Source organism: Zobellella endophytica (assembly GCF_003012775.1).
GTDB lineage: Bacteria > Pseudomonadota > Gammaproteobacteria > Enterobacterales > Aeromonadaceae > Oceanimonas > Oceanimonas endophytica.
This window is the reverse complement of record NZ_PXYG01000002.1, coordinates 146,655-168,666: the sequence shown is the minus strand read 5'-3', so window position 1 is coordinate 168,666 and position 22,012 is coordinate 146,655. Positions and strand designations below refer to the sequence as shown.

The following is a 22,012-nucleotide window of genomic DNA, read 5'->3' as shown; positions in this document are numbered from 1 at the left end:
CAGCCGGCCCGTTGCTGAATATTCAAAACTGGGGCATCTTTTATCATATTTTGCCGTCCTGGTTGAGCTCGCCGACCAACTTTTCTCGCAATTGCACCTGCTCTTGCTCATTTAATGGCCGATCCTCGCTGTTGGTGAGGCTGAAGAAATCCTCCACCCGCTCGCCGATGGTGGTGATCTTGGCCGCGTGCAGATTGAGCCCCTGCTGACTGAACACGGCACCGATACGGGCCAGCAGGCCGGGGGTGTCGAGCGCCACCAGCTCCATCAGGGTGCGTTTGGTCAGTCGCTGGGGCTGCAGAAAGTTGACCTGGGTGCGCACGTCGAACTCCCGGTGCCGGCGCGATGGCGGCCGCAGGCGAATGGCCGGCGGCGTGGTACTGACCAGCACCGCGCTCAGGCTGTCGCACAGATCGGCGAGCCGGTCGCCGCTCACCGGCTGGCCGTCCGGTTCGAGCACGATGAAGGTATCCAGGGCGTAGCCATCCTTGGAGGTCATGATCTGGGCGTCGTGGATGTTGAGGTTCTTCTGATCCAGCGCCGCCGCTACCCGGCCGAACAGGTTGGGCGAGTCCGGGCTGTAGATGAACAGCTCGCTGCCGCCCCGGCCTGGCTGCTGGCTGATCTGCACCAGCGGGCGGTTGTCGTCGTCGTGGGCCAGGATATGGCGGCTGTGCCAGGCGATTTGCTCCGGGGTGTGGCGCAGGAAATAATCGGCGGTAAAGCGCGCCCACAGCGGCTTGACCCGCTCATAAGGGGTATCCAGGTGGGCCAGCAGCTGGCGCGCCTGGCGCTGGTTTTCACGGATGCGTAGGCGCAGGTCCGGCGGGTTTTCCAGGCCCCGGCGCAGCGCCTTCTGGGTGGCGAAGTAGAGCTCGCGCAGCAGGCTGCCCTTCCAGTCGTTCCACAGGTGATCGTTGGTGGCGCAGATGTCGGCCACCGTCAGGCAGTAGAGGTAGTCCAGGCGCAACTCGTCCCGCACAAGGGTGGCGAATTCGCTGATCACGTCCGGGTCGTAGATGTCCCGGCGCTGGGCGGTGACCGACATCAGCAGGTGCTGGCGCACCAGCCAGGACACCAGGCGGGCGTCCGACTTGTCGAGATCGTGCTGCAGGCAGAAGGCGAGGGCGTCCTCGGCGCCGAGCTCCGAATGGTCGCCGCCCCGGCCCTTGGCGATGTCGTGGAACAGGGCGGCCAGGTACAACAGCTCCGGCTTGCGCAGCCGGCCGGTGATTTCATGGCACAGGGGGTGGCTGCGCCTGCCGCCCGGCTCGCGGAACAGATAGATGTTTTTCAGCAGCCGGTGGGTGTGCTCGTCCACCGGATAGGCGTGGAACATGTCGAACTGCATCTGGCCCACTATCTTGCTCCACTGGGGGAAGTAGGCGGCGAGGATGCCGTAGCGGTGCATCAGGGTCAGCGCCAGCTCGCTGCCCCGGGGATGGCGCATCAGCATCATGAACAGCCGGCGACAGTCGGCCCGTTCGCACAGGAAGCCGGGCAGCCGGCGGCGGGCGTCGCGCAGCTGGCGCAGGGTGGTGGAATAGATGCCGGTGATCTGCGGGTTGGCCGCGATCTGGTAGAACAGCCGCAGGATGGCGGCGGGCTCTTCCTTGAACAGGCGGGGGCTGACCACGTCGATCAGCCGGCCGCGCAGGCGGAACTCGGGGGTGAGCATGCGCACGTCCATGGCGATATGGCCGAGGATGGCCTCGTCGAACAGCTGCAGCAGCATCTCGTTGAGCTCGGCGACCCGCCGTACCGTCTGGTAGAAACGTTTCATCATCTGCTCGATGGGCTCGTTGCCCTCGCCGGCAAAGCCGAGGGCGGTGGCCACGGCCCGCTGGCGATCGAACAGCAGCCGGTTGTCGGAGCGGTGAATGGCCATGTGCAGGGCGAAGCGCAGCTTCCACAGGAAGTTCTGGCAGTCGAGCAGTTCCCGGTATTCGGCCCGGCTGAGAAAGCCGTGGCTGACCATTTCGTTCAGGGTGGCGGCGCCGAAGTGGCGGCGGGCCACCCAGCTGATGGTCTGGATGTCGCGCAGGCCCCCGGGGCTGCTCTTGATGTCCGGCTCCAGCTTGTAGCTGGTGTCCTGGTACTGGCGGTGGCGGGCTTCCTGCTCCTCCCGCTTGGCCTCGAAGAAGGCCTGGCTGGGCCAGAAATGATCCGGCGCCGTGGCCCGGGTGAGGGCGGCGAAGGTGTCGTAGCAGCCGGTGATGAGCCGGGCCTCGATCAGGTTGGTGGCGACGGTGATGTCCTTTTCGCCTTCCTGCACGCATTCGGCCACCGAGCGGACGCTGTGGCCCACCTCCAGGCGCAGATCCCACAACAGGGTGATAAAGCTGCCGATGCGCTCGCCCAGCTCTTCCTCGGCCGGATCGTCGCTCAGGATCAGCAGGTCGATATCCGAATAGGGGTGCAGTTCGCCGCGGCCGTAACCCCCCACCGCCACCAGCGCTAGCCCGGCGTCCTGATCCAGGCCGTGCCGCTGCCACAGGCCGGTGAGCAGTTGATCCATGTGCTGGGAGCGGGTGACCACCAGCTCCATGATGTCGTCGCCGGCATTGAAGCGCTGCTCCAGCCAGTCCTGCAGGCGGGCGAGAATTTCCTTGCATTTGCTCAGGGTAAGCTGGTCGGGGCTAAGCAGGGCCGGGGCGAGCAGGCTGGCATCCATAGGGTGATGAGCTCCTTGTCTTCAGGGGGGGGGGATTAAGTTAACAAAGTCGGCTACTTGGGGGAAGGACATCAGTCCGCCGAGACCAGGCGGCAGGGCATGGCCAGCTCGGCGATGCCCTGCCGTTGTTCAATCTGGGCCAGCAACTGGCGGGCGGCAGCGATGCCTGCTTGCTGGTAGCCGAGATCGACACTGGCTACGTTCGGAAATAAAAAGCGTAGCAACTCGTTATTGCCGATCCCGGTAAGAGTCAACGTTTTTCCGCTCTGCTGCAGATGCTTGGCGGCACCCAGGGCCAGGGTGTCGCTGGCACACACCAGCGCATCGGTATCCACTTGTTCCGTCAGCAGAAGATGAGCCGCTTCCATCCCAGCCTGGTGCGACAAGCCGCCCAACCTGTAGTGGGGAGAAATCCCCCGTTCCCGGCAAAAGGCGAGATAGGCTTCCAGGCGCTGCTGGCCAGTGGTGCTGTCCCGCAGCTCCACGCCGACATAGGCCGGTCGGTGCACCCCTTGCCGCCACAGGTGCTCCAGCATCAGCGCGATGGCGCCCTTGTCGTCGTAGCAGACCGACGAAAAGCCCGGGTAGCGGCGGGCCATGACCACCAGCTTGTCTTGCCAGTCGGCCTGCCCATCCAACTCCAGGCCGGTAAAGGCAAACAGGATGGCGCCGTCGGCCTGGCGCAGGCGCAGCCAGTTAAGGTGCTCCGCCACCTTGTTGCTGCTGAAACCGGATTCCATCAGCAGCACTTCATAGCCGCCCTGCTCCAGTAGCTGCAGTATGCCGCGCACCGCCTGGTGCTCCGAAGCAGAATCCAGGCGCGAGACGATGACCCCGACTACCTGCTGGCGCTGGGTGCGCATGGCGCGGGCCGAGGGGGAGGGGGCATAGCCGGCCTCGACGATGATCTGCTCGATCTTGTGGCGCGTTTCCGGCTTGACTTTGGGATCCTGGTTCAGCACCCGGGAGACGGTGGTGGTGCCCACCCCAGCCAGCCGGGCAATATCGGAAATCGTCAGGCGTTTCTTCATCATGGTAGTCAACTTGCTCGAGGTAGCGGGATTGTGCCCTAAGTGTGAGCGCTTGCACAAAATGGTATCGATACCATTTTGTTTTTGTGGAATATGGCTACACTGCGCGGTATCGATTCCATTGTTAAGGAAAACCCCATGAGCCAGAGCAAAAGCCAGGAAATGGCAACCTTGATTGAACATATCGGCGGCAAGGGCAACATAGCAGCGGTCAGCCACTGCCTGACCCGGCTGCGATTCGTGCTGAACAACCCGGGGCAGGCCGATCTGAAGAAAATAGAGGCCCTGTCGGCGGTCAAGGGCTGCTTCACTAATGCCGGCCAGTTCCAGGTGGTGATCGGCACCAGTGTGGACAGCTATTATCAGGCGCTGAACGTCCTGCTCGGCCAGGAGGGGCAGGGCAAGGAGCAGGCCAAGCAGGCGGCCCGGCAGAACATGAGTGTCTGGGAGCGGGCCATCTCCCACCTGGCGGAGATTTTCGTGCCGCTGCTGCCGGCCATCATCACCGGCGGCCTGATCCTGGGCTTTCGCAACCTGATCGGCGACATCGCCCTGTTCGACGGCCAGACCCTGATTCATGTCAGCCCCTTCTGGGCCGAGGTGCACTCCTTCCTCTGGCTGATCGGCGAGGCGATCTTCTTCTTCCTGCCGGTGGGGGTGTGCTGGTCCACGGTGCAGAAGATGGGGGGCACGCCCATCCTCGGCATCGTGCTGGGGGTGACCCTGGTCTCGCCCCAGTTGATGAATGCCTACCTGATCGGCCAACAACTGCCGGAGGTCTGGGATCTGGGGTTCTTCGTGATCGAGAAGGTCGGCTATCAGGCCCAGGTGATCCCCGCCATGCTGGCCGGGGTGGTGCTGGCGATGATCGAGCTCCGGCTGAAGAAATGGGTGCCGGACTACCTCTACCTGGTGATAGTGCCCTTTGTCTCCCTGCTGGTGGCGGTCACCCTGGCCCACACCCTGATCGGCCCCTTCGGCCGCCTGCTGGGGGACGGCGTGGCCTTGGTCGCCAGGGCGGCGATGACCGGCAACTTCGCTCCCATCGGGGCGGCCCTGTTCGGCTTCTTCTACGCGCCCCTGGTGATCACCGGCATCCACCACACCACCAATGCGGTGGATCTGCAACTGATGCAGAGCATGGGCGGTACCCCCATCTGGCCGCTGATCGCCTTGTCCAATATCGCCCAGGCCTCCGCCGTGGTGGGCATCATCTGGGTCAGCAAGAAGGCCAACGAACGGGAGATATCGGTGCCGGCGGCCATTTCCGCCTATCTGGGGGTGACGGAGCCGGCCATGTACGGCATCAACCTCAGGTACAAGTTTCCCATGCTCTGCGCCATGGCCGGCTCCGCCCTGGCGGCCCTGCTGTGCGGCCTGTCCGGGGTGCTGGCCAACGGCATCGGGGTGGGTGGCCTGCCGGGCATCCTCTCCATCCAGCCTCGCTACTGGCTGATTTACCTGTTGGCCATGGCCATCGCCGTGGTGGTGCCCATGCTGCTGACGGTGCTGCTGTACCAGCGCCGGCAACGGGCCGGGGCGGCCCTGGGCTGAGGCTATCGCAGGCCCGGCGCGGCTTGTGCCCGGGCCCTTTCTACCAAGATTGAACGAAGAGCACGCATATGAACAAAGAGCAGTACGGACAATGGTGGCATTGGGGGGTCATCTACCAGATCTACCCCAAATCCTTCTACGATTCAGGGGCCAGCGGCACCGGTGATTTGCGCGGAGTGATCGAAAAACTCGACTACCTTGCCGGCCTGGGGGTCGACGCCCTCTGGCTGACGCCGGTGTACGCCTCCCCCCAGATAGACAACGGCTACGACATCGCCGACTACTACCGGATCGATCCGGCCTACGGCACCATGGCCGATTTCGAGCAACTGCTGGCCGAGGCCCATCGGCACGGTATCCGCGTGATCATGGATCTGGTGGTCAACCACACCTCCACCGCCCATCCCTGGTTCCAGGCCGCCATCCGGGATCCGGCCGGCCCTTACCGGGACTTCTACATCTGGCGCGACGGTCGCGACGGCGGTCCCCCCAACAACTGGCAGTCCAAGTTCGGCGGCAGCGCCTGGCAACGGGATGCCGTCTCGGGCCAATATTACCTGCACCTGTTCGCGGTGGAGCAGGCGGATCTGAACTGGGAAAACCCCGGGGTGCGGGAGGAGGTGAACAACATCGTCCGGTTCTGGGCCGGGAAGGGCGTCGATGGGCTGCGCCTGGACGTGATCAACCTGATCTCCAAGGACCAGGCCTTTCCCGATGATGAGCAGGGCGACGGGCGGCGCTTCTATACCGATGGTCCCCGAATCCACGAATTCCTGCACGAACTCAATCGGACGGTGTTCACCCCCTGCAATATGATGACGGTGGGAGAGATGTCCTCCACCAGCCTGGCCCACTGCCAGCGCTACTCGAGCCCGGACAGCGAAGAGTTATCTATGGTGTTCAACTTCCACCACCTCAAGGTGGATTACCCGGGAGGCAACAAGTGGCGGCTGGCGCCGCCGGATTTCGTCGAACTCAAGCGGCTGTTCGGCGAGTGGCAGCGGGGCCTGCACAGGCGCGGCTGGAATGCCTTGTTCTGGTGCAACCACGATCAGCCGCGCATCCTTTCCCGCTTCGGCGACGAGGGCGAGTACCGGGAGCGCTCCGCCAAGATGCTGGCGGCGGTGCTTCACCTGATGCAGGGCACGCCCTATATCTACCAGGGGGAGGAGATCGGCATGCCCAACCCGGGCTATGACCGTATCGGGCAGTATGCCGACGTGGAAAGCCGTAACATGCACCGGATCCTGCTCGAACAGGGACTGGGGGAGGAAGAGGTGATGGCGATATTGGCGGTCCGCTCCCGGGACAATGCCCGCAGCCCCATGCAGTGGGACGATGGTGAACAAGCCGGTTTTACCCGCGGCACGCCCTGGCTGGCACCGGGGGCGAGCAAGGACAGGGTGAACGTGGCGGCGGCGCTGGCGGATCCGGCGTCGGTGTTTTACCACTACCGGCGGCTGATCCTGCTGCGCAAGCGGCACCCGGTGATAGTGCGGGGCGACTACCGAGACCTGCTGCCCGCGCATTCCCGCATCTGGTGCTATCTGCGCGATGACGGGGAGCAACGGATACTGGTGGTGGCCAACCTGGGACGGGAGCCGCAGGCGTTCGAGCCACCGGCGTTGGCGCCCTGGCGCCGGGCCGAGTTGCTGGTCGACAACATCGGCTCGGCCCCGGCCGCCCCCTGCGCCCTGCGGCTGGCGCCCTACCAGTGCCAGGCTTGGTTGCTGGAGTAGCGTTATTCGACGATAACGGCGGTGCCGCTGGCGGAGACCATCAGCATGCCGTTGTTCTGGCCCATGACTTCATAATCCAGGTCGATGCCGACCACCGCGTTGGCACCCAGTGTCAGGGCTTTCTGCTCCAGTTCCTGCAAGGCGATGTCCCGGGCCCGCTGCAGCTCCCGTTCATAGGTCCCCGAGCGGCCGCCGACCAGGTCGCGGATGCCGGCGAACATGTCCTTGAACAGGTTGGCGCCGAGAATGGCCTCGCCGGCGACTACGCCGCAGTACTTGCGGATGCGCCGGCCTTCGATAGAGGGGGTGGTGGTCAGATCCATGGAGGCTCCTAGAGATTGCTTTTTTGTTTGAGTAAGTCACGGATTTCGCTCAGCAGCTGCTCTTCCTTGCTGGGGGCCGGCGGTGCCGCCGGCTCTTCGGCCTTGGCTTCCTCCTTGCGTTTGAGCCGGTTGATCACCTTGATCATCATGAAGATGGCGAAGGCGACGATGGTGAAGTCGAGTATGGTCTGGATGAACTTGCCGTAGGACAGGGTGACCGCCGGTATTTCTCCTGCCGCCTCCTGCAATACGATCGCCAGGTCGGAAAAGTCGACGCCGCCGATCAACACCCCGATGGGGGGCATGACGACATCGTTAACCAGGGAACTGACGATTTTGCCGAAAGCGGCACCGATGATGATGCCGACCGCCATGTCGACCACATTGCCTTTTACCGCGAACTCTTTGAATTCTTTTATGATGCTCATGATGATCCACTGCCCTGAAAGGAGAAAAGGAGTGGTTTGAATTTTAGTCGGTGTTGACGGAATAGGAGAGGTCAAAATTGAGTCTGGTGGTGGTTTTTCACCGGCGGCCCGGGCGGGCACAGGAAAGGCGCCTCAGCGCCTTGGGTTAAGAGATACTGTGTATCCCGTGCTTTATTATACTTGTTGGCCGTGAGGCACTATGCTGGTCGCATGGTTGCCCTTGGGTCCTTCCTGTATTTCGTATCGGACGACCTGGCCCGCTTTCAGGGTTCTGTATCCTTCCATCTGAATGGTGGAAAAGTGTGCGAACACGTCTTCGCCGCCTTCTTCCGGACAGATAAACCCAAATCCCTTTGCGTTGTTAAACCACTTCACCGTACCGGTTGCCATACTTCTGCATCCTTTTTGCTCAAACATCCTAAACAACATTGAGTAATCGGCAGCTGCCAATTATAACTACAGGCGATTTCCCGCCGGATGCGGCAACCATGACCAAGCACCAGATGGTGACCAGTGTCGATGGTTACCAATCGACCACTCTAGTCTAACTTTGGGGGTAGTCAAGCATTTGTTTATCATCGGAAACATCGCCGATCAAGGCTATTGACAGCGGCGGCTTAAGCGGTAGTGTGAAGGAAAGGCTAGATGACCGTTCCTGCGCCAGCAACGAGGTTAACCGGTACGGAAGCGGCAGCGGCCGGGGCATGATATCGGGCCACCGGGCGGAGTCGTCTTCTGTAGCACGATTCGGAACAGTGATTTAGAGTAACTATATGAGCAGGAGAATACAGCAGGCCGTCGGTGACCGGGTAAAAGAGGTGGAAGAAACTGCGCTGCAGCCCCCTCCTATGTACAAGGTCATCTTGAATAACGACGATTATACCCCCATGGACTTTGTGGTGGAGGTGCTGCAGAAGTTCTTTGCAATGGATGTGGACAAGGCCACGCAGGTGATGTTGGCGGTACATTATCAGGGGAAAGGCATCTGCGGTCTGTTTACCGCCGAGATCGCAGAGACCAAGGTAGCGCAAGTGAACAAGTTTGCCCGTACGCACGAACATCCGCTGTTGTGTACCATGGAGCAGGCATGAGTAAGTACCCGCCGCAACGGGACACCGCAGTTTTTTAGGGGAGGTGCCTATGTTGAACAAAGACCTTGAAAGCACGCTGAACGAAGCTTTCAACGAAGCCCGTCGCGCTCGCCACGAGTTTATGACGGTGGAGCACCTGCTACTCGCCCTGTTGGACAACCCGGCCGCCAAGGAGGCCCTGGCGGCCTGTGGTGCCGATGTCGAGCAGCTGCGCCGTGAAACCCACTCCTTTATCGAACAGACCACGCCGCTGATCCCGGTGGGCGACGATGAAATCGAAACCCAGCCGACCCTCGGCTTCCAGCGGGTACTGCAACGGGCCGTGTTCCACGTGCAGTCTTCCGGCAATGCCGAAGTGACCGGTGCCAATGTGCTGGTCGCCATCTTCAGCGAACAGGAATCCCAGGCCGCCTACCTGCTGAAAAAGGCCCAGGTGAGCCGGCTGGACGTGGTCAACTTCCTGTCTCACGGTATCCGTAAGGACGGTCAGCCGGACGAGGCACCCTCCTCCCATCAGGAAGAGAATCCCGAAGAGGCGGCCAACAACCAGACCGAAGGCTTCGTTATCAACCTCAACCAGTGGGTGAAGGAAGGACGCATCGATCCGCTGATCGGCCGGGATCAGGAACTCAACCGTACCATCCAGGTATTGTGCCGCCGGCGCAAGAACAACCCGTTGCTGGTGGGCGAGGCCGGGGTGGGCAAGACCGCCATCGCCGAAGGACTGGCCTACCGCATCGTGCATCATGATGTGCCGGAGATCATCGCCGGCAGTACTATCTATTCCCTCGACATGGGCTCCCTGCTGGCGGGCACCAAGTACCGGGGGGATTTCGAGAAGCGTTTCAAAGCGCTGCTCAAGCAGTTCGAAAAGCAGAAGGGGGCCATCCTGTTCATCGATGAAATCCATACCATCATCGGGGCGGGGGCCGCCTCGGGCGGCCAGCTGGACGCGGCCAACCTGCTGAAACCCTTGCTGTCCAGCGGTCAGATCCGCTGCGTGGGCTCCACCACCTACCAGGAATACAGCCAAATCTTCGAAAAGGATCGGGCCCTGGCGCGGCGCTTCCAGAAAATCGATATCCTGGAGCCGTCGGTGGACGACACCACCAAGATCCTGCTGGGGCTGAAGAGCCGCTACGAGTCGCACCACGACGTGCGCTATACCAGCAAGGCCATCCGGGCGGCGGCCGAACTGTCTGCCAAGTACATCAACGACCGTCATCTGCCCGACAAGGCGATCGACGTTATCGACGAGGCCGGCGCCCAAATCCGCATGATGCCGCCGTCGAAGCGCAAGAAAACCATCGGTGTGGGCGATATCGAGGCCATCGTGGCCAAGATTGCCCGCATCCCGGAAAAGTCGGTGTCCAGCTCCGACAAGGAAGCGCTGAAGAACCTCGAGCCCAACCTCAAGATGGTGGTATTCGGCCAGGACAAGGCGATAGAAGTGCTTACCGACGCCATTCGCCTGAGCCGCTCCGGCCTCGGCAATGAAAGGCGCCCCATCGGCTCCTTCCTGTTTGCCGGCCCGACCGGGGTGGGCAAGACCGAGGTCACCCAACAACTGGCACGCATCCTCGGCATCGAGCTCATTCGTTTCGACATGTCCGAGTACATGGAGTCCCATACCGTATCCCGGTTGATCGGGGCGCCTCCCGGTTATGTGGGCTTCGATCAGGGTGGCCTGCTCACCGATGCGGTGATCAAGCATCCTCATGCGGTGGTGCTGCTCGACGAGATTGAAAAAGCGCACCAGGACGTGTTCAACCTGCTGCTGCAGGTGATGGACAACGGTACCCTCACCGACAACAACGGCCGCAAGGCGGATTTCCGCAATGTGATACTGGTGATGACCACCAACGCCGGGGTACAGGAAACGGTACGCAAGTCCATCGGCTTCCAGCAACAGGATCACAGCCACGACGCCATGACCGAAATCAACCGCACCTTCGCGCCCGAGTTCCGCAACCGGCTCGACCATATCATCTGGTTCAATCACCTGGACATGGACATTATCCACCGGGTGGTCGACAAGTTTATCGTCGAGCTGCAGGCCCAGCTGGATGCCAAGGGGGTGTCGATGGAGGTCAGCGAGCAGGCCCGCCACTGGCTGGCCGAGAAAGGCTACGACAGGTCGATGGGGGCCCGGCCGATGGGGCGGGTGATCCAGGAGCAGCTGAAAAAACCGCTGGCCAACGAGTTGCTGTTCGGCGAACTGGTCGGTGGCGGCACGGTGAAAGTCACCCTCGAGGACGACAAGCTGCATTTCGACTATCAGTCGGAAGCGTCGCTGGCGCACTGAGGTGGCGGATCGGCACCGACATGCCCGGAGCCACAGGCTCCGGGCATTTTTTATCCAAGAGGTGAATGCCTGACGGAGTGAGGGGCGAAGCGAGTCGCCCAAAGACACAGCTGGCGGATACGGCAGCCGTCTTGCAAAGTCGGAACAGGGGCGAGCGGATTAACGGGCGCGGAAGACGATGCGTCCCTTTGACAGGTCGTAGGGAGTCAGCTGGACAGTGACCTTGTCGCCGGTCAGGATACGGATGTAGTTTTTGCGCATCTTGCCGGAGATGTGAGCGGTGACCACATGGCCATTTTCCAGCTCAACGCGAAACATGGTGTTGGGCAAGGTTTCCAGGATGGTCCCCTGCATTTCAATACTGTCTTCTTTAGCCATTGAGTCCTCTTGTTAACGCAGGCAATAAAAACGGCATGGATCATGCCGGATTTCGCTCTGGGTGTAAAGTTTCCGCTCAGTCTTTCATCGCCAGCCACTGGCCGGCCACCAGTCGCTGGTGAGGGCGGAAGTGCTGTTTATAGCTCATTTTCTTGCAATCATCCACCTGATAGCCCAGGTACAGCCATTCCTTGTTCAGCTCGGCCGCCAGCCGCAGTTGGCTCAGGATGGCGAAGGTACCGAGGGAGCGGTGTTCCAGGTCGGGGTCGTAAAAGGTATACATGGCGCTGAGCGCGTTGCCAAGCAGGTCGGTGACCGCTATCGCTACCAGCCGCTGCTCCAGCCAGAACTCCACGAACACCGGTGGCAGCCAGTGGCACAGCAGGAAACCGTCGTACTGCTGGCGGCTGGCCGGGTACATGGCCCCGTCCCGGTGCCGCTCGTTGATATAGAGCTGATACAGCCGGAAGTACTCGGGCTTGTCCTGCTCGTTCACCCGCACCCGGATATCCCGGTTGAGCCGGGTGATCCGCTTCTGGCCGCGGCTGGGGGCAAAACGGGCGACGTCAATCCGCAGCGATTCGCAGGCGTGGCAGGACTGGCAGTGCGGACGGTAGATATCCGATCCGCTGCGGCGAAAACCCGCACTGAGCAGGCGTTCGTACCCCAGCGGACACAACAGCTCCTTGTCGAGCAGCACCAGCAGCTGCTCCTGCCGTCCGGGCAGGTAGCTGCACTGATGCCTGGGGGTCAGGCCTACCTTGAGATTCACTTCCCTCATAATACCAGTTCACCCGGTTGCCAGCATGGATCCGCCACAGGCTGTTGCTGCAGCTCTTTGAGTTTATGTAAGAAACGGGCCCGGGGCCAGGTGGTGACCCCCAGACTGGTCAAATGCGGGTTCGGCAGCTGGCAGTCGATCAGGGCGCCGTCGTGCCGGGAGAAATGCCGGCACAGCCCGAGCATCGCCAGTTTCGAGCCGTTGTTGACGGTGTTAAACATCGATTCCCCGCAAAACAGGCGGCCCAGGCTGATGCCATAAAGGCCGGCCACCAGCCGCTGCTGTTGCCAGACCTCGATCGAATGGGCCTGTCCCTGCCGGTGCAGCCGGCAGTAGGCCTGCTCGATTTCGGCGGTGATCCAGGTGCCCTGATGGTGTTCGCGCAGTGCCCGGCATTGATGTATCACCCGTTCGAAGGCGGTGTTGATGGTGAGGTGGTAGTGTTGCCGACGCGCCAGCTTGGCCAGGCTGCGGCTGACATGAAGCCGGTCCGGCTCCAATACCGCCCGGGGGTCGGGCGACCACCATAACAGCGGCTGACTGCGGTCGAACCAGGGGAAGATGCCCATGCGGTAGGCCAGCAGCAGCCGGGCCGGGCGCAGGTCGCCGCCGATGGCGAGCAGGCCGTTGGGATCCTCCAGCGCCAGCGCCGGATCGGGAAACCACAGGCTGTCGTCCAGCTGCATCAGTATGGTCATGTCGGCTCCCGTGCCGGTGTGTTATTCCTGCCCGGCATCCTGCCAGTCCTTGCCGGTTTTTTCCTCGATATACTCGCGGATGAATTGCCGGACCTTCTGGGAAGGAGTCACGTCTTCCCGGGCGCACAGCTGTTCGAACAGGGCCTTTTTCCTGGGATCGATGAGCAAGGTCAGGCGTGCCGTCCTCTGTTCCATGGTACCTCCGGCTTTTCAACATGTTAATCATATTAACATTGTGTGATTCATTGATGAGAATATAATCATCATACCATTCCCGTGCAAGCCGCCGCTGGAGAACGCCATGCCTCATCGTGCCCATCTGTTTTCACTGCGTATAGGTCACGCGCTGCGTGAAAGTTGCGGGCAGGAGGCTTACGGCGGGCGTCGGCTGCTGAAGGATGTGCTGGCCGGTATCACCGTCGGCATCATCGCGATTCCGCTGGCCATGGCGCTGGCCATCGCCAGCGGAGTGGCGCCCCAGTACGGACTCTATACCGCCATTATCGCCGGCTTTGTGATCGCGCTGACCGGCGGCTCCCGGCTCAGTATTTCCGGCCCCACCGCCGCCTTCGTGGTGATCCTCTACCCCATCTCCCAGAAGTATGGGCTAGGTGGCCTGCTGCTGGCGACCGCCATGTCCGGAGTCTTGCTGATCGGCATGGCGCTGGTGCGGCTCGGCCGCCTGATCGAATATATCCCCGAGCCGGTGACCTTGGGGTTTACCGGCGGTATCGCGGTGGTGATCGCGACCCTGCAAATAAAGGACTTCTTCGGACTCGGCCTGGACGCCCTGCCCGAACACTACCTGGGCAAGCTGGCGGTGCTGGCGGATAGCCTGCCCGCCCTGCACTGGCCCAGCCTGGCGGTGGCCCTGCTGACCCTCGCCATCATGCTGCTCTGGCCCCGGCTGAAAACCGGCATACCGGCCCACCTGCCGGCGGTGATCCTGGCCAGTTTGGCCGCCGGCTGGCTGAACCAGCAGGGCTGGGCCATCGACACCATCAGCAGCCGCTTCAGCTACCTGCTGCCCGACGGCAGCCATGGCCAGGGCATACCACCGGTGTTGCCGGACTTTATCTGGCCCTGGCTGCAGCCGGGACCGGACGGCGTGCCGCTGACGTTCAGCTGGTCGTTGCTGCGCGACCTGTTGCCGGCCGCCTTTGCCATCGCCATGCTGGGAGCGATCGAATCCTTGCTGTGTGCCGTGGTGCTCGATGGCATGACCGGCAAGCGGCACAGCGCCAACAGCGAACTGCTGGGGCAGGGGATCGGCAACCTGATCACGCCTTTTTTCGGGGGCATTACCGCCACCGCCGCCATTGCCCGCTCGGCCGCCAACGTCCGGGCCGGGGCCGAGTCTCCGGTGGCGGCCATGGTGCATGCGCTGGTGGTGCTGGCAGGACTGGTGTTGCTGGCGTCCTGGCTGGCCTGGCTGCCGATGCCGGCGATGGCGGCGCTGCTGGTGGTGGTGGCCTGGAACATGAGCGAGGCCCACAAGGCGGTGCATCTGGTGAAAACGGCCCCGCTCGGCGATATCCTGGTGTTCCTGACCTGTTTCTCCCTGACCATACTGTTCGACATGGTGCTGGCGATCACGGCCGGCATTCTGGTGGCGGCGGTGCTGTTCATGAAGGAGATCGCCGACATGACCCGGGTCAGCGATATTTCCCGGCATAAGCGGCTGGTGGAGGGCGGCCTGCCCGAAGGATGGTCGGTGTTCAAGATCAACGGTCCGCTGTTCTTCGCCGCCGCGGATCGGGTGTTCGGAGAGCTGGCCGGGCTGTGTACAGGGCGCAGGGGAGTCGTGCTCTATATGGACGGGGTGTCCATCCTGGATGCGGGCGGGCTGGCCGCGCTCAACAAGTTTATCGATCGGTGTCGCCAGCAAGGGAGCAGGGTACTGGTGGCGGATCTGCAATACCAGCCGCTCAAGACCCTGGCCAGGGCCAGGCTGCGGCCGATTCCCGGCCTGCTGGCCTTTTATCCGACCCTGAAGGAGGCGCTGGAGTCACTGGAGGCGCTGGAAGAGGAGGAAGCCGCGGCGGCATCGCCGCGGCCGGAGCGAGTCAGGGAAGTGCTGCCCTGACCTTACTGGTTCAGGGCGTCGAGGTAACGTTCGGCGTCGAGGGCGGCCATGCAGCCGGTGCCGGCCGAGGTGATGGCTTGGCGGTAGACGTGATCCATCACGTCGCCGGCGGCGAACACGCCGGGGATACTGGTCTGGGTGGCGTTGCCATGCAGACCGGACTGCACCTTGAGGTAGCCGTTCTCCATCGCCAGCTGGCCTTCGAAAATCTGGGTGTTGGGCTGGTGGCCGATGGCGATGAAGACGCCGGCGACGTCCAGCTGTTCGGTGGCATCGGACCGGGTGTCTTTCAGGCGGATGCCGGTGACGCCCATGTCGTCGCCCAGCACTTCGTCCAGGGTACGGTTGGTATGCAGCACTATGTTGCCGTTGTTGACCTTGTCCATCAGCCGGTCGATCAGGATCTTCTCGGAGCGGAACTGTTCCCGGCGATGCACCAGATGCACTTCCGAGGCGATGTTGGCCAGGTACAGGGCTTCTTCCACCGCGGTATTACCGCCGCCCACCACCGCCACTTTCTGCTTGCGGTAGAAAAATCCGTCACAGGTGGCGCAGGCGGACACGCCCCGGCCCTGGAAGGCGTCTTCGGAAGGCAGGCCCAGATACTTGGCGGAGGCACCGGTGGCGATGATCAGCGCGTCACAGGTGTATTCACCGCTGTCGCCCTTGAGCCGGAACGGGCGCTGGGTGAGCTCGACTTCGTTGATATGATCGAACAGGATCTCGGTCTCGAAGCGCTCGGCATGCTCTTTCATGCGTTCCATCAAGGCCGGACCGGTCAACCCTTCCGCATCGCCCGGCCAGTTTTCCACGTCGGTGGTGGTGGTCAGCTGGCCACCCTGCTGGATGCCGGTAACCAGCACCGGGTTCAGGTTTGCCCGGGCCGCATAAACGGCGGCGGTATAGCCGGCGGGGCCTGAACCCAGAATAAGCAACTTGGCGTGTTTGGCTTGGCTCATGTGTTTCTCCAACCTTGTAGAATAGGCGTATAGACTGGCCCGATTGTAGGGGATAGCCCCAGTGGAATAAAGCGCAAGAAAACGATTGTGGCAATCGACCGGGAGCCTGAAACGCCGGGCCCGGGCCGGGGCGCTGCTGTCCGGTGGATGACGGCGGGGCACACCGGCACGGTGACGGGCGGATCACGATCGGGTTATAACGAATAGTTATGCAATATAACCACTTTGTCGCCGCATGCCGCCAGCAGCGCCGGCATGCCGGATAAAAAACCGTGAAGTCGCCGGTATCCGGCTGTCGGCAGGAGAAGCGGTCGGTGCTGCCGGTGCCTGATGGTGGCTTTGGCTGTTATGCGGAAAAGTTCTTCAAGTAAGTATTTTAGAAGGGATAATCCCCATCTGCCGGTAAAAAAATTCATTTTTGACGTATTTAAGACGCCAGCGGCAAACAAATGTGCTACCCGTTTACACATCGCCGTGTTAAGCTGTGATGTGCCTGATTCATATATATAATCGTTTTTTGTGGTTTTTTATTTATTTTTAGCAGCCCGATAGGCCACGGGATCCTGCCGAACAGCAGCACTGCGACCGGGCGAAAAGTCCCGGATCCGCCGAAAGGCGTGTTGCGCTAAAGCATGGTTTTGTGCCATATAAGTTTAATGTTCATAGTGGAATGTATCGAAAATGAGTCAAAGGATGGATGAAGTGTTGGATGCGAACAATCGTCCGGTCAAAGAGCTTGATCGGATTGACCGCAACATACTCAATGAACTTCAGCAAGATGGTCGAATCTCCAATGTCGAGTTGTCCAAGCGGGTGGGCCTGAGCCCGACGCCCTGTCTCGAACGGGTGCGCCGCCTGGAGCGCCAGGGGTATATCGAAGGTTATACCGCCATTCTCAACCCCCAATTCCTGGATGCGTCTCTGCTGGTGTTTGTGGAAATCACCCTTAACCGCGGCACACCGGACGTGTTCGACGAATTCAACGACGCGGTGCAGAAGCTGGAAGAGATCCAGGAATGCCACCTGGTCTCCGGTGATTTCGATTACCTGTTGAAAACCCGGGTGGCGGACATGTCCGCCTACCGCAAGCTGCTCGGAGAGACCCTGTTGCGGCTGCCCGGCGTGAATGACACCCGCACCTATGTGGTGATGGAGGAAGTCAAGCAGAGCAACCGGTTGGTGATAAATACCCGATAAGCTGTGCTAACGCGCCCGGCTCTGGTATTTTTATGCCGGGTGGGGATGTCACATCGAACCATTACCAACGAGCGGCCCCGGCCGCTCGTTTGTCGTTTCCCTTCCAGCGACCTTCCCTGTCGCAGAATTTCGATAGCATGACACAACAATAACAAGCGAGGAGCGGGCGTTTGGCGGAGAAAAAGCTGTTTACTCCCATGTCTGGTTTACAGCGTCTGTTTGAGGCCGGATTGATCATCATTATTTTGCTGGCGATTTTCATGATGTTGTCGCTGGCGTCTTATCATCCCTCGGATCCGGGATGGTCGCAGACGGCGTGGGGCGGTGACATTCGCAATGCGGCGGGGCCGGCCGGTGCCTGGCTGGCCGATATCATGCTGTTTGTGTTCGGCTTTTCTGCCTATCTGGTGCCTCCCTTCATGATTTTTGTCGGCTGGGTGTCCCTGTGGCGCCCGAAGCGACTGACCGAGATCTGCTACCTGACCCTGAGCCTAAGGATCATCGGCTTCCTGATGCTGTTGCTCAGCATGCTGGCGCTGGCCAGCATGAACCTGGGCAATATCTACTATTTCTCTTCCGGCGGCTTGATCGGCGACATGCTGGCCGGCGCCATGAATCCGGTGTTCGGCTCCCTGGGCACCACCCTGATGCTGCTGTGCGGCTTCGCCACCGGTGTCACTTTTTTCACCGGCTGGTCCTGGTTGCTGATCGTGGAACGCCTCGGTGCGGCGGTGATGGAGGCCCCCGACTGGTTGGGCAAGGCTCCGGTCAGGCTGGGCGACTGGCTGGAACAACGCCGGGGGCGGCACCCGGTCGAATGGCAGAGCGAGCCGGCCATGGTGAGCCGGCAAGCGCCCCCGGAGCCGGCCAGTCCGGCCGAGCCGTCGGGCTCGAGCTGGCGCCGGCTGAAGGAGCGTATCGGCAGCCGGGCGCCGGTGAAGGAAGAAGAGGAATCCTGGCACGACGAGCAGGACGATCCGCTGCTGGCCCCGGCGCCGGCCCGGGCAGAACAAGGTCCGGCGCCGGCGAAGAAAAAACCGCCGGTGCGCAAGGAGCCGGTCTTCGGTGGACGCGACGCCGACACCGAGGAAGACTCCATCGCGACCATCGCCGAGGCCAACGGCTGGACCCTGGACGACGACGAGGAGGAGCTTGAGCTGCCCTGGCTGAGTGAAGACGACGCGGCACCGGCGACCGAGCCGGTGCGCTCCGCCGCGCCCGCCCCGGTGGCGCCGCCGGCACGGCGCAAGGCGGATCTGACGCCCTTGCCGCCGATCGAGCTGCTGGACAAGCCCAAACCGAAACAGCATGCGGTGAGCGAAAACGAACTGGAGCGCATCGCCCGGCTGGTAGAAGCCAAGCTGGCCGACTACAACGTGCAGGCCAATGTGGTGGGGGTCTATCCGGGGCCGGTGATCACCCGCTTCGAGCTGGATCTGGCGCCCGGGGTCAAGGTCAGCAAGATCACCAACCTGGCCCGGGATCTGGCCCGCTCCCTGTCCGCCATCAGCGTGCGGGTGGTGGAGGTGATCCCCGGCAAGCCCTATGTGGGGCTGGAGCTGCCCAACACCCGGCGGGAAACCGTCTATCTGCGCGAGGTGCTGGACAGCGATCCCTTCCGCCGCAGCGAACACCCGCTCACCCTGGTGCTGGGCCAGGACATCGCCGGCGAGCCGGTGGTGGTCAACCTGGCCAAGATGCCCCACGTGCTGGTGGCGGGCACCACCGGCTCGGGCAAGTCGGTGGGGGTCAACGTCATGATCCTCTCGATGCTGTACAAGGCCACGCCGGAAGAGGTGCGCTTTATCATGATCGATCCCAAGATGCTGGAGCTGTCGGTGTACGAGGGCATTCCCCACCTGCTGACCGAAGTGGTCACCGACATGAAGGAAGCGGCCAACGCCCTGCGCTGGTGCGTGGGCGAGATGGAGCGCCGCTACAAGCTGATGTCGGCGATGGGCGTGCGCAATCTCAAGGGCTTCAACACCAAGGTGCAGGAGGCCATCGACGCCGGCGAGCCACTGCGCGATCCCCTGTGGCAGCCGACCCAGTCGATGGACACCTATCCGCCGGCGCTGGAGAAGCTGCCCCACATCGTGGTGGTGATCGACGAGTTCGCTGACATGATGATGATCGTCGGCAAGAAGGTGGAGGAGCTGATCGCCCGTATCGCCCAGAAGGCGCGGGCGGCGGGCATCCACCTGATACTGGCGACCCAGCGGCCCTCGGTGGACGTGATCACCGGGCTTATCAAGGCCAACATCCCCACCCGGATGTCGTTCCAGGTGTCGAGCAAGATAGACTCGCGCACCATCCTCGATCAGCAGGGCGCCGAGTCGCTGCTGGGCATGGGCGACATGCTCTACCTGCCGGCCGGCGACAGCAACCCGACCCGGGTACACGGCGCCTTCGTCGACGACCATGAGGTGCACCGGGTGGTGGCCGCCTGGAAGGAGCGGGGCGAGCCGGATTACATCGAGGATATCCTGAGCGGCGAGGTGGGCAGCGACGGCCTGCTGCCCGGGGAGGCGCCGGAAGGCGGCGACGAAGAGCTGGATCCCCTGTTCGACGAAGCGGTGGCTTTTGTCGTAGAGAGCCGTCGCGGCTCTACCTCCAGCGTACAGCGCAAGTTCAAAATAGGCTACAACAGGGCCGCCCGCATCATCGAGCAGATGGAACACCAAGGCATCGTCAGTCCGGCGGGCGGCAACGGTCAACGAGAAGTGCTGGCGCCACCGCCGGCCAGGGAGTAATGAATGAGAAAATTGGCAACCCTAGGGGTCTTGCTGTGGTCGGTCAGTGCCGTGGCGCTGGCGGATGCCCGTGCCGAGTTGCAGCAGAAGCTGGCGGCGTTCGAACGCTTCTCTGCCGACTTCAACCAGCAGGTGTTCGATGAGCAGGGCGAGCCGATGCAGCGCGCCGACGGCACCATGCAACTGGCCCGGCCGGACCGTTTCCGCTGGCACACGGTCTCGCCCGACGAGAGCCTGATCGTCTCCAACGGCACCGATGTGTGGATGTACGATCCCTTCGTGGAGCAGGTCAGCATAGTACCGCTGGAAGAAGCGGTGCTGAATACCCCCTTCCTGTTGATCTCCGGCAGTGACGGTCAGCGCTGGCAGCAGTACGGGGTGGCAAAAAACGGCGCCGACTACGTGGTAACGAGCAAGAACCCGGCCGAGCTTATCAAGGAGTTCAGCCTGCGTTTCGATAGCGCCAGCCGCATCGAGCGCTTCACCGTGATCGAGTCCGGCGGCCAGCGCAGCGAGTTTACCCTGAGCAATATCAATACCGCGCCGGCCACCGGGGCCGACAGCTTCCAGTTCACCCCGCCCGCCGGGGTGATGATCGACGATCAGCGTTAAGAAAAGTCAGCAGAGGTAGTGATAAGCGGTAAGCTGTCGGCTTATCGCTTTGTTTTACGGGGGATATGGTGAAATGACGACCCTGAGCCTGGATTTCGAGCAGGACGACTTCCGTCCGCTGGCGGCGCGGATGCGTCCCGCCCGGCTGGAGCAGTACCTGGGCCAGTCACATATTCTGGGGCCGGGCAAGCCGTTGCGCCGGGCGCTGGAGGCGGGGCACTGCCATTCGATGATCCTCTGGGGCCCGCCGGGCACCGGCAAGACCACCCTGGCCGAGCTGGTGGCCAGCTACTGTGACGCCCAGGTGGAACGGGTGTCGGCGGTCACTTCCGGAGTCAAGGAGATCCGCGCCGCCATCGAACGGGCACGGGAGCACAAGCTGGCCGGGCGGCGTACCATCCTCTTTGTGGACGAGGTGCATCGTTTCAACAAGTCCCAGCAGGACGCCTTCCTGCCGCACATAGAGGATGGCACCGTCACCTTTATCGGCGCCACCACCGAAAATCCTTCCTTCGAGCTCAACAACGCCCTGCTGTCCCGGGCCCGGGTCTATCTGCTCAAGCGGCTGGAGACAGTGGACGTGGAGGCGATGATCGAACAGGCGCTGGCCGACGAGCGGGGCCTGGGCGGTCAGTCCATCGAACTGGCGAACGGGGTGCGGCGGGCCCTGGCCGAGCTGGTGGACGGCGATGGCCGCAAGGCACTCAATTATCTCGAGCTGCTGGCGGACATGGCCGAGGAGCGGAACGAAGTACGCCGGATAGACAAGGCGCTGCTGGCAGAGGTGACCGGTGAGCGGCTGGCCCGCTTCGATAACCAGGGGGATCTCTATTACGACTTGATCTCGGCGGTGCACAAGTCGATCCGCGGCTCCAACCCGGATGCCAGCCTGTACTGGTACGCGCGCATGATCAGCGCCGGTTGCGATCCGCTCTATATCGCCCGTCGGCTGCTGGCCATCGCCTCGGAAGACGTGGGCCTGGCCGACCCAAAAGCCATGGACGTGGCCCTGGCCGCCTGGGATTGCTTTACCCGGGTCGGGCCGGCAGAAGGGGAGCGGGCCATCGCCCAGGCCATCGTTTATCTCGCCTGCGCGCCCAAGAGCAACGCCCTCTATACCGCCTGGAAGGCGGCGCTGCAGGATGCAAAAGAGCAGCCGGACTTCGAGGTGCCCATCCACCTGCGCAACGCCCCCACCAAACTGATGAAGGAGCTGGGTCACGGCGCCGAGTACCGCTATGCCCATAACGAGCCCGGGGCCTATGCCGCCGGCGAGACCTACCTGCCCGATGCATTGCGGGAGCGGCGCTACTACCAGCCCAATGAACGGGGTTTCGAGCAGAAGATCAAGGCCAAGCTCGACTACCTGAAAACCCTGGACGAGCAGGCCGGCGGCTAGCGCC

19 protein-coding genes are annotated in these 22,012 nt (G+C 62.3%); 9 read left to right on the top strand and 10 right to left on the bottom strand.

Features of this window, described 5'->3' with window-relative positions; all coding sequences use genetic code 11:
- Window positions 1–43: 43 nt before the first annotated feature.
- Both glnD and treR read right to left on the bottom strand, forming a co-directional pair.
- A complete protein-coding gene (gene glnD, locus C7H85_RS05935; RefSeq protein WP_106728800.1) occupies window positions 44–2,674 on the bottom strand; it encodes a bifunctional uridylyltransferase/uridylyl-removing protein GlnD in 2,631 nt (876 codons plus the stop codon).
- 71 nt (window positions 2,675–2,745) lie between these two features.
- Window positions 2,746–3,705 (bottom strand): trehalose operon repressor TreR, encoded by a 960-nt coding sequence (gene treR / locus C7H85_RS05930; protein WP_106729378.1) that lies wholly within the window; start codon window positions 3,703–3,705, stop codon window positions 2,746–2,748.
- 138 nt (window positions 3,706–3,843) lie between these two features.
- Here treR and treB point away from each other — a divergent pair, with 138 nt between their 5' ends.
- Together treB and treC are read left to right on the top strand one after the other, a co-directional pair.
- Entirely contained in the window at window positions 3,844–5,259 is a 1,416-nt protein-coding gene (gene treB, locus C7H85_RS05925) for a PTS trehalose transporter subunit IIBC (RefSeq protein ID WP_106728799.1), read from the top strand.
- A 68-nt stretch (window positions 5,260–5,327) separates the two neighbouring features.
- Complete coding sequence (gene treC / locus C7H85_RS05920) at window positions 5,328–6,998, top strand: alpha,alpha-phosphotrehalase (protein WP_106728798.1); 1,671 nt, start codon at window positions 5,328–5,330, stop codon at window positions 6,996–6,998.
- Window positions 6,999–7,000: 2 nt separating this feature from the next.
- On the opposite strand, the gene C7H85_RS05915 is transcribed toward treC, so the two are convergent.
- From C7H85_RS05915 to cspD, 3 genes are all read right to left on the bottom strand, one after another.
- On the bottom strand, window positions 7,001–7,321 hold the full coding sequence (locus C7H85_RS05915) for a heavy metal-binding domain-containing protein (RefSeq protein ID WP_106728797.1): 321 nt from the start codon (window positions 7,319–7,321) through the stop codon (window positions 7,001–7,003).
- Between the two features lie 8 nt (window positions 7,322–7,329).
- A complete protein-coding gene (mscL, locus tag C7H85_RS05910; RefSeq protein ID WP_106728796.1) occupies window positions 7,330–7,749 on the bottom strand; it encodes a large-conductance mechanosensitive channel protein MscL in 420 nt (139 codons plus the stop codon).
- Window positions 7,750–7,923: 174 nt separating this feature from the next.
- A complete protein-coding gene (gene cspD, locus C7H85_RS05905; protein ID WP_106728795.1) occupies window positions 7,924–8,139 on the bottom strand; it encodes a cold shock domain-containing protein CspD in 216 nt (71 codons plus the stop codon).
- A gap of 383 nt (window positions 8,140–8,522) precedes the next feature.
- On the opposite strand from cspD, the gene clpS reads away from it, so the two are divergent.
- Together clpS and clpA are read left to right on the top strand one after the other, a co-directional pair.
- Window positions 8,523–8,840, top strand: coding sequence for an ATP-dependent Clp protease adapter ClpS (clpS, locus tag C7H85_RS05900; protein ID WP_106728794.1), 318 nt, complete (start codon window positions 8,523–8,525; stop codon window positions 8,838–8,840).
- Window positions 8,841–8,889: 49 nt separating this feature from the next.
- Window positions 8,890–11,145: an ATP-dependent Clp protease ATP-binding subunit ClpA gene (gene clpA / locus C7H85_RS05895; RefSeq protein ID WP_106728793.1), complete on the top strand. Its 2,256-nt coding sequence runs from the start codon at window positions 8,890–8,892 to the stop codon at window positions 11,143–11,145.
- 159 nt (window positions 11,146–11,304) lie between these two features.
- Here clpA and infA read toward each other — a convergent pair whose 3' ends face one another.
- The 4 genes from infA to C7H85_RS05875 form a co-directional block, all read right to left on the bottom strand.
- Entirely contained in the window at window positions 11,305–11,523 is a 219-nt protein-coding gene (gene infA, locus C7H85_RS05890; RefSeq protein WP_037439960.1) for a translation initiation factor IF-1, read from the bottom strand.
- A 76-nt stretch (window positions 11,524–11,599) separates the two neighbouring features.
- Window positions 11,600–12,307, bottom strand: a complete 708-nt coding sequence (locus C7H85_RS05885) for an arginyltransferase (protein WP_168388248.1) — start codon at window positions 12,305–12,307, stop codon at window positions 11,600–11,602.
- Window positions 12,301–13,002, bottom strand: a complete 702-nt coding sequence (gene aat / locus C7H85_RS05880) for a leucyl/phenylalanyl-tRNA--protein transferase (RefSeq protein ID WP_106728791.1) — start codon at window positions 13,000–13,002, stop codon at window positions 12,301–12,303. The genes C7H85_RS05885 and aat overlap by 7 nt, the downstream gene beginning before the upstream one ends.
- A gap of 21 nt (window positions 13,003–13,023) precedes the next feature.
- Window positions 13,024–13,197 (bottom strand): CopG family transcriptional regulator, encoded by a 174-nt coding sequence (locus tag C7H85_RS05875; RefSeq protein ID WP_106728790.1) that lies wholly within the window; start codon window positions 13,195–13,197, stop codon window positions 13,024–13,026.
- Window positions 13,198–13,303: 106 nt separating this feature from the next.
- Here C7H85_RS05875 and dauA point away from each other — a divergent pair, with 106 nt between their 5' ends.
- Entirely contained in the window at window positions 13,304–15,088 is a 1,785-nt protein-coding gene (gene dauA / locus C7H85_RS05870) for a C4-dicarboxylic acid transporter DauA (protein ID WP_106728789.1), read from the top strand.
- Between the two features lie 2 nt (window positions 15,089–15,090).
- On the opposite strand, the gene trxB is transcribed toward dauA, so the two are convergent.
- Window positions 15,091–16,047, bottom strand: a complete 957-nt coding sequence (gene trxB / locus C7H85_RS05865; protein ID WP_106728788.1) for a thioredoxin-disulfide reductase — start codon at window positions 16,045–16,047, stop codon at window positions 15,091–15,093.
- A gap of 693 nt (window positions 16,048–16,740) precedes the next feature.
- Here trxB and lrp point away from each other — a divergent pair.
- From lrp to C7H85_RS05845, 4 genes are all read left to right on the top strand, one after another.
- Complete coding sequence (gene lrp / locus C7H85_RS05860; protein ID WP_094040810.1) at window positions 16,741–17,244, top strand: leucine-responsive transcriptional regulator Lrp; 504 nt, start codon at window positions 16,741–16,743, stop codon at window positions 17,242–17,244.
- Between the two features lie 170 nt (window positions 17,245–17,414).
- Window positions 17,415–19,997: a DNA translocase FtsK gene (locus tag C7H85_RS05855; RefSeq protein ID WP_106728787.1), complete on the top strand. Its 2,583-nt coding sequence runs from the start codon at window positions 17,415–17,417 to the stop codon at window positions 19,995–19,997.
- Window positions 19,998–20,000: 3 nt separating this feature from the next.
- Window positions 20,001–20,609 (top strand): outer membrane lipoprotein periplasmic chaperone LolA, encoded by a 609-nt coding sequence (gene lolA / locus C7H85_RS05850; protein WP_106728786.1) that lies wholly within the window; start codon window positions 20,001–20,003, stop codon window positions 20,607–20,609.
- Window positions 20,610–20,682: 73 nt separating this feature from the next.
- Window positions 20,683–22,008 (top strand): replication-associated recombination protein A, encoded by a 1,326-nt coding sequence (locus C7H85_RS05845; protein ID WP_106728785.1) that lies wholly within the window; start codon window positions 20,683–20,685, stop codon window positions 22,006–22,008.
- Window positions 22,009–22,012 lie beyond the last annotated feature (4 nt).

Excerpts from the sequence above, each read along its gene's own strand:
- C7H85_RS05915 (WP_106728797.1), bottom strand. The coding sequence starts at position 7,321 with ATGGATCTGACCACCACCCCCTCTATCGAAGGCCGGCGCATCCGCAAG.
- glnD (WP_106728800.1), bottom strand. The coding sequence starts at position 2,674 with ATGGATGCCAGCCTGCTCGCCCCGGCCCTGCTTAGCCCCGACCAGCTT.
- aat (WP_106728791.1), bottom strand. The coding sequence starts at position 13,002 with ATGACCATACTGATGCAGCTGGACGACAGCCTGTGGTTTCCCGATCCG.
- treR (WP_106729378.1), bottom strand. The coding sequence starts at position 3,705 with ATGAAGAAACGCCTGACGATTTCCGATATTGCCCGGCTGGCTGGGGTG.
- lrp (WP_094040810.1), top strand. The coding sequence starts at position 16,741 with ATGGATGAAGTGTTGGATGCGAACAATCGTCCGGTCAAAGAGCTTGAT.
- clpA (WP_106728793.1), top strand. The coding sequence starts at position 8,890 with ATGTTGAACAAAGACCTTGAAAGCACGCTGAACGAAGCTTTCAACGAA.
- lolA (WP_106728786.1), top strand. The coding sequence starts at position 20,001 with ATGAGAAAATTGGCAACCCTAGGGGTCTTGCTGTGGTCGGTCAGTGCC.
- C7H85_RS05845 (WP_106728785.1), top strand. The coding sequence starts at position 20,683 with ATGACGACCCTGAGCCTGGATTTCGAGCAGGACGACTTCCGTCCGCTG.
- cspD (WP_106728795.1), bottom strand. The coding sequence starts at position 8,139 with ATGGCAACCGGTACGGTGAAGTGGTTTAACAACGCAAAGGGATTTGGG.
- treC (WP_106728798.1), top strand. The coding sequence starts at position 5,328 with ATGAACAAAGAGCAGTACGGACAATGGTGGCATTGGGGGGTCATCTAC.
- clpS (WP_106728794.1), top strand. The coding sequence starts at position 8,523 with ATGAGCAGGAGAATACAGCAGGCCGTCGGTGACCGGGTAAAAGAGGTG.
- trxB (WP_106728788.1), bottom strand. The coding sequence starts at position 16,047 with ATGAGCCAAGCCAAACACGCCAAGTTGCTTATTCTGGGTTCAGGCCCC.
- mscL (WP_106728796.1), bottom strand. The coding sequence starts at position 7,749 with ATGAGCATCATAAAAGAATTCAAAGAGTTCGCGGTAAAAGGCAATGTG.
- treB (WP_106728799.1), top strand. The coding sequence starts at position 3,844 with ATGAGCCAGAGCAAAAGCCAGGAAATGGCAACCTTGATTGAACATATC.
- C7H85_RS05875 (WP_106728790.1), bottom strand. The coding sequence starts at position 13,197 with ATGGAACAGAGGACGGCACGCCTGACCTTGCTCATCGATCCCAGGAAA.
- dauA (WP_106728789.1), top strand. The coding sequence starts at position 13,304 with ATGCCTCATCGTGCCCATCTGTTTTCACTGCGTATAGGTCACGCGCTG.
- infA (WP_037439960.1), bottom strand. The coding sequence starts at position 11,523 with ATGGCTAAAGAAGACAGTATTGAAATGCAGGGGACCATCCTGGAAACC.